Annotated in this window: 15 protein-coding genes and 5 tRNA genes; 17 read left to right on the forward strand and 3 right to left on the reverse strand. The window is 38.0% G+C overall.

The window, feature by feature from the left end; all coding sequences use genetic code 11:
- Position 1: 1 nt before the first annotated feature.
- Entirely contained in the window at positions 2–1,120 is a 1,119-nt protein-coding gene (gene sucC / locus QZU83_RS05395; protein ID WP_295610290.1) for an ADP-forming succinate--CoA ligase subunit beta, read from the forward strand.
- Positions 1,121–1,783: a flavodoxin family protein gene (locus QZU83_RS05400; protein ID WP_295610292.1), complete on the forward strand. Its 663-nt coding sequence runs from the start codon at positions 1,121–1,123 to the stop codon at positions 1,781–1,783. It abuts the gene before it with no gap.
- Here the strand turns inward: QZU83_RS05400 and twy1 are convergent.
- Entirely contained in the window at positions 1,758–2,675 is a 918-nt protein-coding gene (twy1, locus tag QZU83_RS05405; protein ID WP_295610294.1) for a 4-demethylwyosine synthase TYW1, read from the reverse strand. The two genes, QZU83_RS05400 and twy1, sit on opposite strands and share 26 nt — an antisense overlap.
- A 131-nt stretch (positions 2,676–2,806) precedes the next feature.
- Here twy1 and QZU83_RS05410 point away from each other — a divergent pair, with 131 nt between their 5' ends.
- From QZU83_RS05410 to QZU83_RS05425, 4 genes are read left to right on the forward strand one after another with little or no spacing between them, the layout of a single operon-like run.
- Positions 2,807–3,676, forward strand: coding sequence for a hypothetical protein (locus QZU83_RS05410; RefSeq protein ID WP_295610296.1), 870 nt, complete (start codon positions 2,807–2,809; stop codon positions 3,674–3,676).
- A gap of 1 nt (position 3,677) precedes the next feature.
- Entirely contained in the window at positions 3,678–4,556 is an 879-nt protein-coding gene (locus tag QZU83_RS05415) for a site-specific DNA-methyltransferase (RefSeq protein ID WP_295610298.1), read from the forward strand.
- 46 nt (positions 4,557–4,602) lie between these two features.
- Positions 4,603–5,271, forward strand: a complete 669-nt coding sequence (gene tpiA, locus QZU83_RS05420; protein WP_295610299.1) for a triose-phosphate isomerase — start codon at positions 4,603–4,605, stop codon at positions 5,269–5,271.
- Positions 5,272–5,287: 16 nt separating this feature from the next.
- Entirely contained in the window at positions 5,288–6,502 is a 1,215-nt protein-coding gene (locus tag QZU83_RS05425) for a phosphoglycerate kinase (protein ID WP_295610301.1), read from the forward strand.
- Between the two features lie 42 nt (positions 6,503–6,544).
- On the opposite strand, the gene thiE is transcribed toward QZU83_RS05425, so the two are convergent.
- Together thiE and thiM are read right to left on the reverse strand one after the other, a co-directional pair.
- Positions 6,545–7,165, reverse strand: coding sequence for a thiamine phosphate synthase (gene thiE, locus QZU83_RS05430; RefSeq protein ID WP_295610303.1), 621 nt, complete (start codon positions 7,163–7,165; stop codon positions 6,545–6,547).
- Positions 7,162–8,028 carry a hydroxyethylthiazole kinase gene (gene thiM / locus QZU83_RS05435; RefSeq protein WP_295610305.1) on the reverse strand — a complete coding sequence of 289 codons (867 nt, stop codon included), beginning with the start codon at positions 8,026–8,028 and terminating at the stop codon, positions 7,162–7,164. Before thiM ends, thiE begins: the two co-directional genes overlap by 4 nt.
- A gap of 117 nt (positions 8,029–8,145) precedes the next feature.
- Here thiM and QZU83_RS05440 point away from each other — a divergent pair.
- The 11 genes from QZU83_RS05440 (at position 8,146) to QZU83_RS05490 (ending at position 17,745) form a co-directional block, all read left to right on the forward strand.
- Positions 8,146–8,219, forward strand: a tRNA-Thr gene (locus QZU83_RS05440).
- Between the two features lie 115 nt (positions 8,220–8,334).
- Positions 8,335–8,409 (forward strand) — tRNA-Pro (locus tag QZU83_RS05445).
- Between the two features lie 6 nt (positions 8,410–8,415).
- Positions 8,416–8,489: transfer RNA gene (locus QZU83_RS05450), tRNA-Tyr, on the forward strand.
- Between the two features lie 129 nt (positions 8,490–8,618).
- Positions 8,619–8,690 (forward strand) — tRNA-Asp (locus QZU83_RS05455).
- A gap of 30 nt (positions 8,691–8,720) precedes the next feature.
- Positions 8,721–8,794: transfer RNA gene (locus tag QZU83_RS05460), tRNA-Lys, on the forward strand.
- 53 nt (positions 8,795–8,847) lie between these two features.
- Entirely contained in the window at positions 8,848–9,435 is a 588-nt protein-coding gene (locus QZU83_RS05465) for a DNA-directed RNA polymerase subunit RpoH/Rpb5 C-terminal domain-containing protein (RefSeq protein WP_295610307.1), read from the forward strand.
- 243 nt (positions 9,436–9,678) lie between these two features.
- Positions 9,679–11,223: a DNA-directed RNA polymerase subunit B'' gene (locus tag QZU83_RS05470; RefSeq protein ID WP_295610309.1), complete on the forward strand. Its 1,545-nt coding sequence runs from the start codon at positions 9,679–9,681 to the stop codon at positions 11,221–11,223.
- 384 nt (positions 11,224–11,607) lie between these two features.
- Positions 11,608–13,452 (forward strand): DNA-directed RNA polymerase subunit B, encoded by a 1,845-nt coding sequence (rpoB, locus tag QZU83_RS05475; protein ID WP_295610320.1) that lies wholly within the window; start codon positions 11,608–11,610, stop codon positions 13,450–13,452.
- Between the two features lie 26 nt (positions 13,453–13,478).
- Positions 13,479–16,238 carry a DNA-directed RNA polymerase subunit A' gene (locus QZU83_RS05480; protein WP_295610311.1) on the forward strand — a complete coding sequence of 920 codons (2,760 nt, stop codon included), beginning with the start codon at positions 13,479–13,481 and terminating at the stop codon, positions 16,236–16,238.
- Between the two features lie 8 nt (positions 16,239–16,246).
- On the forward strand, positions 16,247–17,437 hold the full coding sequence (gene rpoA2, locus QZU83_RS05485; protein WP_295610312.1) for a DNA-directed RNA polymerase subunit A'': 1,191 nt from the start codon (positions 16,247–16,249) through the stop codon (positions 17,435–17,437).
- Positions 17,438–17,445: 8 nt separating this feature from the next.
- On the forward strand, positions 17,446–17,745 hold the full coding sequence (locus QZU83_RS05490) for a 50S ribosomal protein L30e (protein WP_295610314.1): 300 nt from the start codon (positions 17,446–17,448) through the stop codon (positions 17,743–17,745).
- The last annotated feature ends 36 nt before the right edge of the window (positions 17,746–17,781 follow it).

The following is a 17,781-nucleotide window of genomic DNA, read 5'->3' on the forward strand; positions in this document are numbered from 1 at the left end:
AATGAGATTTTTTGAAAACGTAGCAAAGGAAATTTTTAACAAGGAAGGCATTCCAATTCTAGAGGGACACGTTGCAAACTATCCTGAAGAAGCAATGGCAATATCTTCAGAGATGGGTGTGCCTGTTGTTGTTAAAGCACAAGTTTTAACCGGTGGAAGAGGTAAGGCCGGTGGTGTAAAATTCGCAAACAACCCTGGTGAAGCACTTAAAGTTTCTGAAGAAATTTTAGGAATGGAAATTAAAGGCGAAAAAGTAAAACACCTGCTGATTGAAGAAAAGGCTGAAATATTAAATGAATTTTTCGTAACTGTATCAGTGGACAGGGGCGCCAGAAGGCCTGTAATTCTTGCAAGTAAAGAAGGTGGGGTTGAAATTGAAAACTTAGCTAAGACAAACCCTGAAAAAATCATTAAATATTATCCAAATCCTTTACTTGACTTTTTACCATATGAAGCACGTGAAATTGCACGTAAAATGGGTGTTTCTTCCGAATTGATTTCTCCGATTGGGGATATAATCTGGAAATTATACAAGGTATTTAGAAAATATGATGCGGATACAGCTGAAATAAACCCTCTCGTATTGACTCCGGATGGAGTAATAGCTGCCGACGCCAAATTGGTCGTTGAAAATGATTCCCTGTTCAGACATCAGGACCTTGTTGAAAAGCTCCACTATAAACAGAAAGCTGTGGACTTCGTTCAACTCGATGGGGATATTGCAGTAATCGGTAACGGTGCAGGTTTGACATTAACAGCTATGGACATGATTAAACTCAATGGAGGAGAACCGGCCACTTTCCTCGATATCGGTGGTGGAGCTTCAGAGCATATCATTGACCAGGCGTTAAGCATAGTGTTGAACTATGACAGAGTCAAAGTTGTATTTTTAAATGTTTTAGGAGGTATCACCAAAGCGGATGACGTTGCACGTGGTGTAATCAAGGCTTTGGAAGGTGCTGAACGTAAAGTTCCTATTGTAATCAGACTGACAGGTACCAATGAGGAAGAAGGTCAGAAAATTTTAAATGAAGCCGGAATTCCATTTGAAGTATCAATGGAAAAGGCCGCCAAAAAGGCTGTTGAACTCTGCGAAGAAATTAAAGCTGAGGGCAAATAAATGAAATTTTTTGCCGTTAACGGTTCCCCAAGGCCAAAATGCAATACTGCGCAGCTTCTGGACAAATCCCTTGAAGGCGTAAAATCAGTTTTTCCTGAAGCTCATGTTGAAAGGATTAATCTCTATGATTTTCCTTTTCACGGATGCAGAAGTTGCTTTGCATGCAAGAGAGTCAACGGTAAACATTATGGCAGATGCGTTCAGAATGATGATTTAAAACCTATTCTTGATGAACTCGTTCAGGCCGATGGTATTATTTTGGGTTCACCTATTTACTTAAGTGATGTTACAGGAAACATGAGATGCTTTTTGGAGCGTTTCGTGTTCCCGTTTGTTGCCTACAGCAAAACTGAAACTGTCGAACACAAAAAGATGCCGCTGGCATACATATACACTATGAATGCTTCCGAAGAGATTTCATATCAAATCGGATATCATGACCTTCATGACCATTTTGAAATGGGATTAAGCAGAACATTCAGTGAAATTGAGCATCTCTATGTCTATGAGACCTACCAGTTCAGGGATTATTCAAAATACGTTAGTGATGCTTTTGATGAAAAAGAGAGAAAGGAAATTCGTAAAAACCAATTTCCAAAAGATTTAGAAAGTGCATTTGAACTTGGAAGAAAAATTGCTATTCGAGCAGAACAACACGACTGATTTCAGATTCATTTACTATTTCTTTACCGCACTCTTTTCCTATTTTTTTTGCAAATTCTTTAACCTCATCGAATGTCGGCATATTATCCAAAGTCAGACGTTCACGTGATGAGCCAACGCACATATATGCCTTGACCTCTACATAGTCAGGGTCTGCTTTTCTTATTAGTTTTGCGTATTCTTCAGCCTGTTCCATATTTCTTCCGCGAACGCAGGTATTTCTTATACATGTACGTGAGTTAAAACTGGCTAATGTTTCAAGTGATTCGTTTAAATTACTCCAAGCATCATTTATTCTGGGTCTGCACACTTCATCAAATATTTTCTTTGAAGGTGCATCCAAGGAAAGGTACAGTTGATAGGGATCGTTTTCAAGGTTTCGCAATCTGTCGACACACTGGCCGTTGCTCACTACGAATGTTGTGAAATCACGTCTGTTGAACTCGCCTATCAGCTCATCGATTTTCGGATAGAGTGTAGGTTCTCCTGCAAGCGAAATCGCCGCATTGGTTGGATTTTTCACCTCTTCCAGTTTCTTTCTGTTTGCCTTGTCATTTCCAAAAAATCCGCATAATAGGTTGGCCTGAGCTTTGATTGCATCATCGATGATGGTTTTTGGATCATCGTATTCCTCATCCTCCCAACTGGTTTGGGTATATGTCAGGTCTCTCCAGCAAAATTCACATTCCTGCTGGCAGTTTGGAACTGCAGGGGACATCTGAAGACATCGGTGTGATTTGATTCCGTAGAATTTTTCCTTGTAGCAAACTCCCTTGTCTACAATACTCTGTCTTGTCCAGTGGCAGACTTTAACGGCTGCGTGTCCATGTGTTCCAACGAATCTGTATCCGCTTTTTTCAAGTTTTTCAATTTGGTTTTTTGTAAATGACATAAAATCACATTTATTTTTCGTTTTTGTAGTATATACATTTTTACAAGGGCACTTTAAATTTACAAGTTATGAACAATATTTATTTTTACTCATTAAATCTATTTATATGTTTAATTATAATAGATATTATTATGAGATTATGGAATAAACAACAAGAAAAATTATTTTTTATCAATTCAAAAAGCTTTGCTTCAAAAGAGCAGCTTTTCTATAGGACCGATGACGGAAGGTATTTGGCTTACTTTCCAAAAAGGTATAAGGGTGGAAAAACCACTCTCCAGGCCAGAAATTCCCTTATTGGAAACTATACTGAAAAATGGGTCAGCGATTTGTTCCGTGCACTGATTGAAGATGAAAACCTCCATATAGTCCAGCAGGCCAGAATTCCTTCTGTTGGAATCACATCAAAATCTCCGGCCGACATTGCAGTTGCAACTGCTGATAAAAAAATTTTAAAAGCCTCGGAAGTAAAACTAATATGTGAGGTCAAAATGTCTCTTGTGTGGAACTGGCAGTACGAACCCGAATTCGGCAGTCTGAAGGAAGTCGGTGATTTCAGAACCCATCAGGGAAAGCCGAGTTTCACACGTTCGGACTCAATCTTAAAGGCTATCGGCAAATGTGTTGATATAAGGGTTTCAAATTTCGAATCAACAAAAATTCCAATAATCGTTTTAGGCAATGCTCCTTTATCAAACGGATTTTCCAAAAAGGCGGATTGCCTAAAGCATGCAGGTTTAATTCAGGGGTTCTGGTCTTTAAATCCATTCCCTCTCAATCACGGCAATACACGAAAATCCACTCCTAAAAAAGGATTTTACAGATTTGACAACACCTCGGAGTTAAAAATACATTTAAATCAATTGTTCAATCAGGACCTGAACTTCTTTTCAGGAATGGAAAGTCCAAAAACTTTAGGAAAATTGATTGAAATAGCTGACGAAGAGGAAACCTATGAAAACAAGGGATTGAAATTTTTAAATCTATTAAAGAGGGATTAATGTGGTTAGAAAAACTCAAACATCTTCATTCGGTTCTGTTTTAAGGGAATCCCACAGCTCAAAAAAGTTTTACAGTTCAAAATTATTTGAAGAGTTCAGGATTCCAAAAAATGTCGAATACAGGCAGGTTGAAATTCCAAAAAATGATTTGAATAAACTTTACTGCAAGTCCAGCGAAAATATGGATGAGATTCCAGACGACAGCATTCATCTGATGATCACCTCTCCCCCATATAACGTCGGAAAGGAATATGACAACGATTTGACACTGGATGAGTATCTGGAACTGCTGACGGAGGTCTTTGGCCAGACCTACAGAAAGCTGGTTACCGGAGGCAGGGCATGCATAAACATTGCCAACATAGGAAGAAAGCCTTATATTCCTCTGCATGCAATGATTATTGAAATAATGCTGGATTTGGGATTTCTGATGAGAGGTGAAATAATTTGGGATAAATCTGCCAGTGCGGGAGGTTCATGTGCCTGGGGAAGCTGGATGTCTGCTTCAAATCCTGTATTGAGGGATTACCATGAATACATTCTGGTATTCTCCAAGGAGTCATATTCCAAAAACAGGTCTCAGGAAAGAAAGGACACAATCGAAAGGGACGAGTTTATTCAGTGGACAAAAAGCATCTGGACATTTCCTGCAGTAAACGCCAAAAAAATAGGTCATCCTGCTCCGTTCCCGATTGAACTGCCTCACAGGCTAATCAATCTCTACAGCTATGAGGGGGATGTTGTTCTGGACCCGTTCTGCGGAAGCGGAACCACATGCATTGCTGCACTTCAAAATAACAGAAACTATATTGCATATGATATCAATGAGGAATATGTCAAATTATCTCAAAAACGGATAAATAATCATAAGTTTATTTAATAATGTTTTCCAAATATAATTGTAATAAAGATATTTGTGGGATATTATGGATACACCAATAGTGATATTGAATTATAAAACCTATTTAGAATCAAGTGGTATAAAGGCTTTAGAACTTGCACACGATTTGGAAAGTGCTGCTAACGAATCCGGAATTACTATGGTTGCAGCCCCTCAGGCAGCAGACATTTACAGGATAAGTCAGGAAGCTTCACTTCCGATTTTTGCTCAGCACATTGATGCGGTCTCCCCTGGAGGTCACACAGGTTCTAATCTGATAGATACTTTGATTGAAGCGGGCATCAGCGGTTCATTGATAAATCATTCAGAACAAAGGATGAAACTGGCAGACATTGACGAGGTTGTAAAGTTATGCAGGCAAAATGAAATAGAATCCTGCGTATGCTCCAACAATATAGAAACTTCAAAGGCTGTCGCAACTCTTGCTCCTACTGCAGTTGCTGTCGAACCTCCTGAACTGATTGGTACAGGAATACCTGTATCCCAGGCACAACCTGAAGTTGTTGAAGATACAGTCAAGGAAGTAAAGGCCATCAACAAGAAGGTTAAGGTATTGTGCGGTGCCGGAATCACTACCGGTGATGATATGAAAGCGGCAATGGATTTGGGAGCTGATGGAGTATTGCTCGCATCAGGAATCATTAAGGCGGAAAGTCCAAAAGATGCATTACTTGATTTGGTAAGCAAATTATAACTCAAGAGTGAGGAAAATGGCTGAATTTAATACAATTGATGATTTTGACATTGAAAACAAAACAGTTCTCGTTAGAGTGGACATTAACGCCCCTGTTGATCCGAGTTCAGGATTCATATTGGACGATACAAGATTGAAGTTACATGCAAGAACCATTAAAGAATTATCAAATAAGGGAGCTAAGGTTGTAATTCTTGCTCATCAAAGCCGTCCCGGCAAAAAGGATTTCACAACTTTATCCCAGCATGCAGATGCACTTTCCGACATTTTAAATATCAGAGTTAAATATATAGATTCCTTATTCTCAAATGCTGCTAAAGAAGCTATCCATAATCTTAAACCCCATGAAATTTTATTGCTTGAAAATGCACGTTTCTTTTCAGAGGAATCTCTTTCAAGAACTCCGGAAGAACAGTCTAAAACATTGCTTGTAAGACATCTCTCTCCTTATATTGATTATTTTGTAAATGACGCATTTGCAGCTGCTCACAGGTCTCAGGCATCTCTTGTCGGTTTTACTGTAAATACTCCTTCTGCTGCAGGCCGTATAATGGAAGAGGAATTGACAGTTATTCAGTCTGCACTGGACAACGTTGAGCATCCATGTGTATTCCTGCTTGGTGGAATGAAACCTGAAGATTCCATTGAGGTTATGGAAAATGTATTGAGCAACGGTACAGCGGATTCTATTTTGACAACAGGTATTGTTGGAAATATTGTTTTATGGGCTGCGGGTGTTGATATCGGTCAGGTAAATAAGGACTTCATAGCAGGCAGAGGATATGAAGACATGGTCGAAAAGGCCAGGGAACTGATAGAAAGATTTGGCGATAAGGTCAAATATCCTCTTGATGTGGCCTGTGAAATTGATGGCGAACGTGTTGACATTGACAATGATAAGATTCCTAATGAGGCTATTTTTGACATAGGTGTTAAAACCATTGCATTTTATGCAAAAGAAATCAGGGAAGCTAAATACATATTTGCCAATGGTCCTGCCGGAGTATTTGAAGACCCTAAGTTTGCTATGGGTACTGAAGACTTAATTAATGCAATGGCAAATTCTACTGGTTTTTCATTAATCGGTGGTGGTCATATTGCAGCCGCTACTGCTGGTCTTGGATTGGAAGATCAAATGAGTCATTTAAGCAGTGGTGGAGGTGCTTGTATCAGCATGCTTGCAGGTAAAAAACTTGCTGCTGTAGAGGCACTTAAAAACAGTAAAAAATAATAATTTTTTACTTTAATTTTCTTTTTTTTAAAAAAATAAAGATTAGCTATTAAATATCTTTAATAGCTCTTGTGATGATTTTTTAGGATTTTCGGAACTCATGATTGCACTGACAACAGACAATCCTTTAATTCCGGTGCCCGCCAGTTCATGGGCATTTTCGAGAGTGATTCCTCCGATTGCCACTACTGGAATGTCAATCGAATCTACAATTTCTTTCAACTCTTCTTTTGAAACTTTTTCAGCATCTTTTTTGGTTGTAGAGGGAAATACTGCTCCGGTTCCAATATAATCCGCGCCATCTTCCTGCGCTTTTTTTGCTTCATCAACTGTTGTGGCTGACACTCCCAATATTTTATCGTCTCCAATCAGGCGTCTTGTGACATCACAGGGCATGTCTGATTGTCCGACATGCACCCCATCTGCATCGATGGCCAGTGCAATATCAACTCTGTCATTAACAATCAGCGGAACATTATATTTTGTTGTAATCTCTTTTACTTTCAGCGCCAAATTGTAAAAGTCAAGTGTATCGGCTGTTTTTTCTCTGATTTGGACAACAGTAGTTCCGCCTTTTATTGCCTCTTCTATTGTGTTTAAAAATTTCTCCACATCATCGCTGTTATCGGTAACGAGATATAGAGACAGGTCTATGCTATTCATAATATCTTGATGTTTGATTCGTTGATTAAGCTTTCAGCAGTAGTTTTGTATAAATAATCGATTAGGTATGCTCTAAATGAACCGGTTCCTTCATCATTCGCATCAACTTTTGCTCTTGCCTTTTCACCGGCAATATTCATTGCCAAAATTGCAACCAATGAACCTTCGAATGGTGTTGATCCTCCAACGCAGCTTCCAACTATTGTAGATAACATGCAGCCGCTTCCGGTAATCAATGGCATCATGTCATCTCCGTTGTCAATTGCGACTGTGGTTTTTCCGTCACTTAAAATGTCTATAGGTCCGCTTGCAAGAATTGTTGTGTTCAATTTAGCTGCAAGTTCTCTTATAATTTCTCCGTTTGCAGCAAGATTTTCTTGTGTGATTATATCATCAATATTAACGTCCACTCCTTTGGCGGTGTTGTTTTCATCAATCAATCCTGTTAATTTTGCTATTGCTTTTATTTCACTGATGTTTCCGCGAATTGTTGCGATATCACTGTTTTCAATCAGGTAAAGGGTTGTGTCATTTCTTAGTTTGCTTACTCCTACTCCAACAGGATCTAATATGATTGGGGTATTAGTTTTTGTTGCGATTTTTGCAGCTAATTTCATGGATTCTATCTGCAATTTGGTTAATGTTCCAATATTTATTACTAATGCATTTGCTATTGTGACAATTTCTTCCATTTCGTCAGCATCTTCTGCCATGAGAGGGGATCCTCCAATTGCAAGAGAGGCGTTTGCACAATCGTTGATTGTCACTCTATTTGTTATGCAATGAGTTAAAGGATTTTTTTCTTGAATATTTTTTAAAGTTTCTTCAATTTTTCCTAAAATTTCTGATTCATTATTTATCATGATTATTAATTATAAATTATTTGATATTTATATTTTTATGCAATTTATCTGATTTATAGTAAAGTATTTAAATAACTATAAACATAATTTGTAGTGTTCTACAAATTTTCATATAATGCCTCGGTGGCTCAGTCTGGTAGAGCGCGAGACTTGTAATCTCGTGGTCGCGGGTTCAATTCCCGTCCGGGGCTTTTAATTTATATTGAAATTTGTATTTTTCAATGATTTTAGTATAATTATAGTAAAGTTTATATAGGATTATAATTATATTATAATTAGTATGTTATCTACATGCATATTGTATGTGGGTCCGTAGGGTAGCTTGGTCGATCCTTTGGGCTTTGGGAGCCTGAGACTCCGGTTCAAATCCGGGCGGACCCATCTTTACCCGCCTTAGCTCAATTTGGCAGAGCGTTGGACTGTAGATCCAAATGTTGCTGGTTCAAGTCCGGCAGGCGGGATTTCAATCTATTTATCTGAATTCATATGTAATTTTTGGAAAATATCCAATTTTTCCGAAACATTTATATATGATGAAGATTATAGTAATTGATAGTGTATTATTTTACATGTACTATTAAATGTGAGTTGCCCTGGTGGTGTAGGGGCTATCATGTGGGCCTGTCGAGCCCGCGACTCGGGTTCAAATCCCGGCCAGGGCGCTTCAAGTTATAATAGTATATATGTCTCATAGGCCTGTAGCTCAGTCTGGCAGAGCGCTTGGCTTTTAACCAAGCGGCCGCGGGTTCAATTCCCGTCAGGCCTGTTTCTAATTTTATATTTTAACTTTATAATCTTGTACCTGAACATAAACTTATTATGTCAGATTCAGAAATTGATGAAGAATTTGAAAATGTTGATTATGATATAAATCGTCTTCCTAAAATTTTAATAAATGATCCAATGGTTTTTAATATCATTTTAAAATTTGAAATTACTGATTTAGATTCTGTAAAACATTTTTTAAAGTTAACTAAATTATTATCTCGAGAAAAAGAAAAAACTAATAAGGAAAAGGACAGTATTAGTAAATTAATTGCTGAAGAAGAAACTAAATTAAAATTAATGCAGCTCTTTACTGATACATATAATTTTTTATTAGATTTTGAATTAGAAGATGAAGAATCTGCTGAATTGTTTTTAAAACTCAACAATTTGATTTCTAGAGATATTATCAAAGCATTGTTTTTTGATAATAAAAAACCTAAACTTGATGAAATTGTTGTGTTAAGAGATGCATTCGGCAATTTAGATAAAAGTTTAGCTGAAAAAGTTACAGAAGCTAATAAGTTGGTTTCTGATGACTTCGACGATTCAGATTTACAGATATATAATATTATAAAAATTACCCGTGATAGTGAAACTGCAGGTAAATTTGTAACTTACAGGATTGTTGAAGATTATTAAAAGTTAATATGATTTTAGAATTGGTGAAATTTAATATAGTATAATTTCTGTATTTTTTTCTTTTTTAGAAATTCATTATAATAAATTTGAACTTAGTTTGAGAGGAATTATCTTAAATTGGAGATAGTTATGAGTAAATTAAGAATAATGATTAAATGAATTAGTTATTAGGTTTATCCTAGTTTTTATTATTTTTTATTTATTTATTATTTTTATTGCGTTACGTAATGCTGGAGGATGTCCATGACAGAGAATAACTGGAAATTAGTTGATGCATTTTTTGATAAGTATGATTTGGTAGATCACCACATTAAGTCATACAACGATTTTGTAAATAATAGGATTCAAAATATTATTGATATTACTGAACCTATTACTTTAGATGACGGAAAATACACTTTAAAAACTGGTAAAGTACGTATTGAAAAACCATCTAACAAAGAAGCTGATGGATCTAGCAGTGAAATCGATCCAACTGAAGCAAGGCTTAGGAACTTAAATTATTCTGCAGACATGTACCTTGAAATGGCATTAAATGAAGACGGGGAAGAAAATCCCTTAGAGGAAGTGTATATCGGGGAATTACCTGTAATGCTCAAATCCGACATTTGCCATCTTAATGGTCTCACTCCTGAAGAATTAATTGAAAAGCATGAAGACCCTCAGGATTTAGGAGGTTACTTCATTGTGAACGGTTCCGAAAGGGCTGTTGTTACTATGGAAGAAATCGCTCCAAACAAAATCATTCTTGAACGTTTGGGCAACATTGAAGACAGACATGCTAAGGCTGTTGTCACTTCAATTAAAAGTGGTTTCAGAGCTAGAATTACTTTGGAATATAAAAAACCACGTAAAAATGGTGTATTTTTAAGAATTTCATTCCCATATCTTCCTGGAGAAATTCCATTGGTTATCTTATTGAGAGCACTTGGTTTAGCTACAGATCAAGAAATTATTGAAGCAATTTCCGATGACAATAATTTCCAAATGATGATAGCGGACGACATTCAGGTTTCACTTGAAGCATTGAAGCTTGACCAAAATGAAATGGATGGAATGACTCTTGAAGAAAGAAGAAGATACTTGCAGGTTGCAGCTATCAAATACATAGGAAACAGGGTAGCTAAAAACATGCCTAAAGATTATCGTTTAAAACGTGCTGTTGATGTAGTCAACCGTTATTTATTACCTCATATGGGTACTGAACAGGAAAAAGCTCGTGATAAAGCTATTTATTTGGCTGAAATGACTGAAATGTTACTTGAAGTTATTGAAGGTAAAAGGGAACCTCACGATAAGGACCACTATACCAACAAAAGGCTCAGGGTTTCCGGCGACTTAATGGAAGACTTGTTCAGAGTAGCTTTCACAAATTTAACCAGAGATATGAGTTATCAACTTGAAAGAAGTCTTTCCCGTGGTAAGGAACTTTCCATCAAGCAGGCTGTCCGTAGTGATGTTTTAACTGAAAACATCAAGCACGCTATTGCTACCGGTAATTGGGTAGGTGGAAGAGCTGGTGTAAGTCAGCTGCTGGACAGGACAAGTTACATGGGTACTCTTTCTCACTTGAGACGTGTCGTATCTCCATTGACAAGAAGCCAACCTCACTTTGAAGCAAGAGATTTGCACCCAACACAATTCGGTAAAATCTGTCCGAACGAAACTCCGGAAGGACCTAACTGTGGTTTGGTTAAAAACTTGGCTTTGATGTGTAATATTTCAGAAGGTTCAGATCAGCAAGAGATTAAAGATGTTATTGAAAGCATGGGTGTAGAATTAATTTAGAGGGGTGAAAGTTTGGTCGATAGTAGTTTTATAAAAGCAATATTATATTTCGGATTTGATGAATCCTTTTCACTTAACACCTGTAGGGACATTGAAAAATGGGTAACCGAACAGGTAGATTCTGAAAGTGATGAAAAGGATGCCTTAAATAAATTTAACAGTCATTTTTCCAAAATTGAAGAATATTTCCAGGAAAATGAGTTATCTGAAGATTATGAAATCAATGTGGCTGAAGTTTTAGAAGGGTCCACTGAAAAATCCAGTGAAAAGCTCGTCAGCGATTTTCCTGAAATCGACTGTGAAAAATTCGGCATTTCTGGAGATTTAGATGTAGTTGATGTCGATGACGACAAATCCAAAAAAGATGATGAGGATTATTCATTTATTTACACTCCTCCTGTTTACAAACGTAAACAAGACAATGCAGGATCCACTAAAATTTATATCAACGGTGAACTTTTAGGATACTGTGAAAATCCTGTTGAATTCACCCAGGAAATGAGGGAGAAAAGAAGAAAAGGTGAAATATCCCATGAAATGAACATTACCTATTATGAAGATAATAATGAAATTTACATATTCGATGACCCTGGTAGGGCAAGAAGACCATTAATCATCGTTAAGGAAGGAGTTCCTCTCTTAAAAGAAGAACACCTAAACAAAGTAGCCAACGGCAAATTGAAATGGGATGATTTGATAAACAATGGGCTCATTGAATATCTGGATGCCGAAGAAGAAGAGAACTCATACATTGCCATGACCCTGGCTGATTTGAATGAGGAACACACTCATTTGGAAATCGACCCTGCAACAATGCTCGGTATCTGTGCAGGTATTATTCCATTTTCAGACCACAACTCCTCTCCAAGGAACACCATGGAAGCAGGTATGACAAAACAGGCTTTAGGATTATATGTCTCTAACTATGCATTACGTACAGACACAAGGGCTCACCTCTTGCATCATCCTCAAACTCCAATCGTAAAAACACGTATTATTGATTCAACTAATTATGATTTAAGACCTTCCGGTCAAAACTTTGTTGTAGCGCTGATGTCCTATGAAGGATACAACATGGAAGACGCAATGGTTATCAACAAAGGTTCCCTTGAAAGAGGTTTGGCAAGATCCTCTTTCTTCAGAGCTTATGACACTTCAGAAAAAAGATATGCCGGGGGTCAAGTGGACAAATTTGAAGTTCCTGACAAGAACATTAAAGGTTACAGGTCTGAAGAGGCATACAGAAACCTCGATGAAGATGGTGTCGTAAATCCTGAATCTGAAGTGGAATCCGGTGACGTATTGATAGGTAAAACTTCACCTCCAAGATTCCTTGAAGAAGATTTCGGAACCGTTGCAGACAGAAGAAGGGAAACTTCCGTAACTGTAAGACACGGTGAAAAAGGTATTGTCGATGCAGTGCTCTTATCCGAAACCGTTGAAGGTTCAAGATTAGCTAAAATCAGAGTAAGGGACACCAGACAACCTGAATTTGGTGATAAATTCGCATCAAGACACGGTCAGAAAGGGGTTGTCGGTTTAATATTGTCACCTGAAGATATTCCTTTCACAGAATTCGGTGTTGTTCCTGATTTGATAGTTAACCCTCACGCGATTCCGTCCAGGATGTCCATCGGTCAGGTATTGGAAATGGTTGCCGGTAAGGCAGGTTGTCTTGAAGGGGAACGTGTGGATGCAACTCCGTTCAACCAGACCCTTGAAGATGAAATCAAACAGAAATTACTTGATCACGGATTTGAATCAGCAGGATGCGAATCCTTATACAGCGGTGTAACCGGTGAAAGAATCGATGCTGAAATCTTCGTTGGAGTGGCATATTATCAGAAATTACATCACATGACTACAGATAAAGTTTACGCTCGTTCCAGAGGTCCTGTACAAGTGCTTACACGTCAACCTACTGAAGGTAGAGCACGTGAAGGTGGTTTAAGATTTGGAGAAATGGAAAGAGACTGTCTTATTGCGCACGGTGCAGCTTTAACCTTAAAAGAAAGGCTTTTGGATGAGTCTGACAAATACGAAGCTATCGTTTGTGAAGACTGCGGTATGTTAGCCGTATATGACAGGAACAAAAACAAGAAATACTGTCCGATCTGTGGAGATGTAGAGACTTATCCTGTAGAAATTTCATACGCATTTAAATTATTATTAGACGAACTTAAGAGTTTATGTATTTTCCCTAAATTAGTTTTAGGAGACAAAGCATAATTAACATTTATTAAAGGAGCCAATACATGTCACATTATATTAAAAAAATTCAACAAATTAACTTTGGTTTAATGTCTCCTGAGGATATCCGTAAGATGTCAGTTGTCACTGTCGAATATCCTGATACTTATGGGGATGATGGTTTTCCTATTGAAAAAGGTTTAATGGACCCTCGTTTAGGTATTATTGACCCTAGTTTAGTATGTAGAACTTGTGGTTTCAAAGGTGGGGATTGTCAAGGTCACTTTGGTAGTATTGAACTTGCAAGACCTGTTATTCATGTAGGTTTTGGTGATATAATCCACAAAATCTTACGTTCCACCTGTAATGAATGTGGTCGTATCCTTTTAGAAGATGAACAGATAGAATACTTCGAAAAGAAAATTCGCGAATCAGTAAACAACAAGGAAAGCATCAACGCTATCTTGAAGGATGTTTACAAAGCGGCAAAAATCGAATTGAAAACAATGCCTGAAGAAGGCGAGGAAATCGACCCTAAATACTGCTGCCCACACTGTGGCGCACCTCAGGAAGCCATCAGTTTAGACAAACCTGTTACCATTCGTCAAGGCGATTACAAATTAACCCCTTCAGAAGTAAGGGAAAGACTCGAAAGAATCACTGATGAAGACGCTTTCATTTTGGGAGTAAACTCTGAAGTTGCAAGACCTGAATGGTTAGTACTGACCGTACTTCCTGTTCCTCCTGTAACCGTAAGGCCTTCCATTACTTTGGATACTGGTGAAAGGTCAGAGGATGACCTTACACACAAGCTTGTTGATATCTTAAGAATCAATCAACGTCTGCTTGAAAACATGGAAGCAGGAGCTCCACAATTAATCGTTGAAGACTTATGGGAGCTATTACAATATCACGTTACTACTTACTTCGATAACGAAGCATCAGGTGTTCCTCCTGCAAGACACAGGTCAGGAAGACCTCTCAAAACCTTAACCCAAAGGTTAAAAGGTAAGGAAGGACGTTTCAGATCAAACCTTTCCGGTAAACGTGTAAACTTCTCCGCACGTACAGTAATCTCACCTGACCCTAACATCAGTATCAACGAGGTCGGTGTACCTGAAATGATTGCAAAAGAAGTTACCGTACCTGTATACGTCAATGAATGGAACATTGATGAAATCAGAACCTTCATCGAAAACGGTCCTGACGTTCACCCTGGTGCTAACTATGTTATTTCAAATGAAGGCAGAACCAAAAGAAGGGTTACTGAAGAAACCAAGGAGTTCATTTTAGAACAACTGGAACCTGGATTCATCGTAGAAAGACACTTGAAAGATGGAGACATGGTTTTATTCAACAGGCAACCTTCCCTTCACAGAATGAGTATGATGGCTCACGAAGTAAGGGTATTACCTTATAAAACTTTCAGACTTAACTTATGTGTATGTCCTCCGTACAACGCTGACTTTGACGGAGACGAAATGAACATGCACGTTTTCCAGACTGACGAATCACGTGCAGAAGCAAAATCATTAATGCGTGTTCAGGAACACATCTTATCTCCAAGGTTCGGTGGACCTATTATCGGTGCTATTCACGACCACATTTCAGGAGCATACCTGCTCACAAGAGATGGTGTGGAATTCACTGAAGAGGAAGCTTTACAAATCATACGTAAATCTCACTTGGCTATTCCACCATTCAAATCCAACCAATGGGTTTTAAAATATGACCCTGATTTTGATGAAGATTCATTCATCTACAAGGACAAAGGAGATAAATGGACTGGAAAAGAGTTATTCTCATTATTATTACCTAATGACTTGAACTTATCCTACAGTGCTGAGATTTCAAAATGTCCTGTGGTATATCCTGAAGAGGATGCAACCGTTGTAATCAAAAACGGTATCCTTACCCAAGGGGTAATAGATGAATCCGCATACGGATCATTTTCAGGAAAAATCCTGGATAAAATCGTTAAGGAATACGGCCCTGGAAGAGCTAAGGAATTCTTAGACAGATCCACTGACCTTGCAATCTGTGGAATCATGAAAACCGGAATTACCACATCCTTAAATGATGAGGAAATTCCTCAGGAAGCTCAAGACCGTATTAACGAGCACTTGGATAAAAAGATGGAAGAAGTAGATATGCTTGTTCAATCTTATGAAGAAGGATATCTCCAAGCTTTACCGGGCAGAAGTCTTGAAGAGACTTTAGAGATGAAAATCATGCAGGTTCTCGGGGAAGCTAGGGACATGTCCGGTAGTATTGCAGAAAACTACCTTACCATGGGTAAACAATATCCTGAAGACCCATATGACCACGTAATGGCTGTAGAAAACCACTCTGTAGTAATGGCACGTACCGGTGCTAGGGCATCCATGTTGAACCTTACTCAGATTACTGCTTGTGTAGGACAACAGGCGGTTAGGGGTGGACGTATCGAAAGGGGATACCTCAACAGAACCTTACCTCACTTCAAAAAAGGTGAGTTAGGGGCTAAAGCGAAAGGATTTGTACACTCAAGTTACAAATCAGGTCTTGACCCAATCGAGTTCTTCTTCCACGCAATGGGTGGAAGAGAAGGTCTTGTAGATACTGCGATTCGTACAGCACAATCCGGTTACATGCAAAGAAGACTTGTAAATGCGCTTCAGGACTTGCAGGTTAAACCTTCCGGACTTGTTACAGACAACCAAGGTAATGTTATTCAAACCATGTTCGGTGAAGATGGTGTTGACCCTGCAAAATCCGACTTCGGTAAACCTGCAGACTTGAATAAACTCATTGATGAAATCAGGATTAAGACTGATGCTAAGTAGGTGTAACTATGGAAGATGTTATAATTAAAATTAAAGAGGTTATTGCTCAAATTAATGAAGAAGAAAATCTTGATATAGCTTTTCCAGATAGTTATATCGAAGATTTGGCTAAAGCATATATTAACAGAGATTTAACTGATGATGAATTAACCGAGCTTATTCGTAAGCTCAAGGCTGCCTATGACCGAGCTCATGTTGAAGCTGGTGAGGCTGTTGGAACTGTAGCTGCACAATCTGTTGGTGAACCTGGTACTCAGATGACCATGCGTACTTTTCACTACGCAGGGGTAACTGAGTTAAACGTAACATTAGGTCTTCCAAGACTTATTGAGATTGTTGACGCTAGAAAAGACATTGCTACTCCAACCATGGACATTTACTTTACTGAGGAAAGACGCAATGATGAAGAGTTTGTCAGAACTTTAGCTAACCAGATTGGTAAAAGTACTATAAACGATGTTCTTTCCGACTTTAACTTAAACTATGGTACCATGGAAGTGGAAGCAGTTTTAGATAACAAGAAAATTGAAGAGAAAAGACTTGACCGTGATGAAATTAATGCTATTATTGAAAAAACTTTCAAGAAAGCTACAATTAACAATAATCACATTATCGTTCCTTCACAAAAATCAGACAAATCAGATTCAAAGTTCGAAATTCGTGAACTTCGTCTTTTGGCTGATAAGGTTCGTGATTTGCAAATCAGTGGTATAAAAGGTATCGGTAAAGTTATTATCCGTAAGGATGATAGGGAATGGATTATCCATACCGAAGGATCCAACCTTAAAGAAATTCTTGATATGGAAGGTATTGACCCTGTAAGAACTACCACCAACAATATTCACGAAATCGGTGAAGTGCTGGGTATTGAAGCGGCTCGTCAGTCAATTATTAACGAAGCTCAAAATACCCTTTCAGAACAAGGTCTTAGTGTTGATGTAAGACATATCATGTTAGTTGCTGATATCATGACTTCTGAAGGTGTTGTGAAATCCATCGGAAGACACGGTATTAGTGGTGAAAAATCAAGTGTATTAGCTCGTGCAGCTTTTGAAGAAACTGGTAAACATTTACTTAACGCAAGTATTCGTGGTGAAGTAGATGATTTAACAGGTATCATCGAAAATATTATTATTGGACAACCAATACCTCTTGGTACCGGTTCAGTCGGTGTCAAAATGGATTATAAAAAAGAATAGGAGGCTAGATGATGGACGTAGATAGAGGAATCAGAGTAGCTGTAGATACTGGAGATGTAACTTTAGGCTCTGAAAAATCAATTCAATCTTTAAAATTAGGAAAAGGCCAACTCGTAGTTGTTGCTGCCAACGCTCCTAAAGATATTCTTGAAGATGTTGAATATTATGCAAATCTTTCCGAAATTCCATCCTTAGTATATGATGGAACTAGTGTAGATTTGGGTTCTGTTTGTGGTAAACCTTTCACTGTTGCTACATTAATCGTAAACGATCCAGGAGATTCTACTATATTAGACGATTTGAGGTAGATTTAAGTGTCTATTAAATTTAGTGCAAATGAAATT

Source organism: uncultured Methanobrevibacter sp., assembly GCF_902771435.1.
Classification (GTDB): domain Archaea; phylum Methanobacteriota; class Methanobacteria; order Methanobacteriales; family Methanobacteriaceae; genus Methanocatella.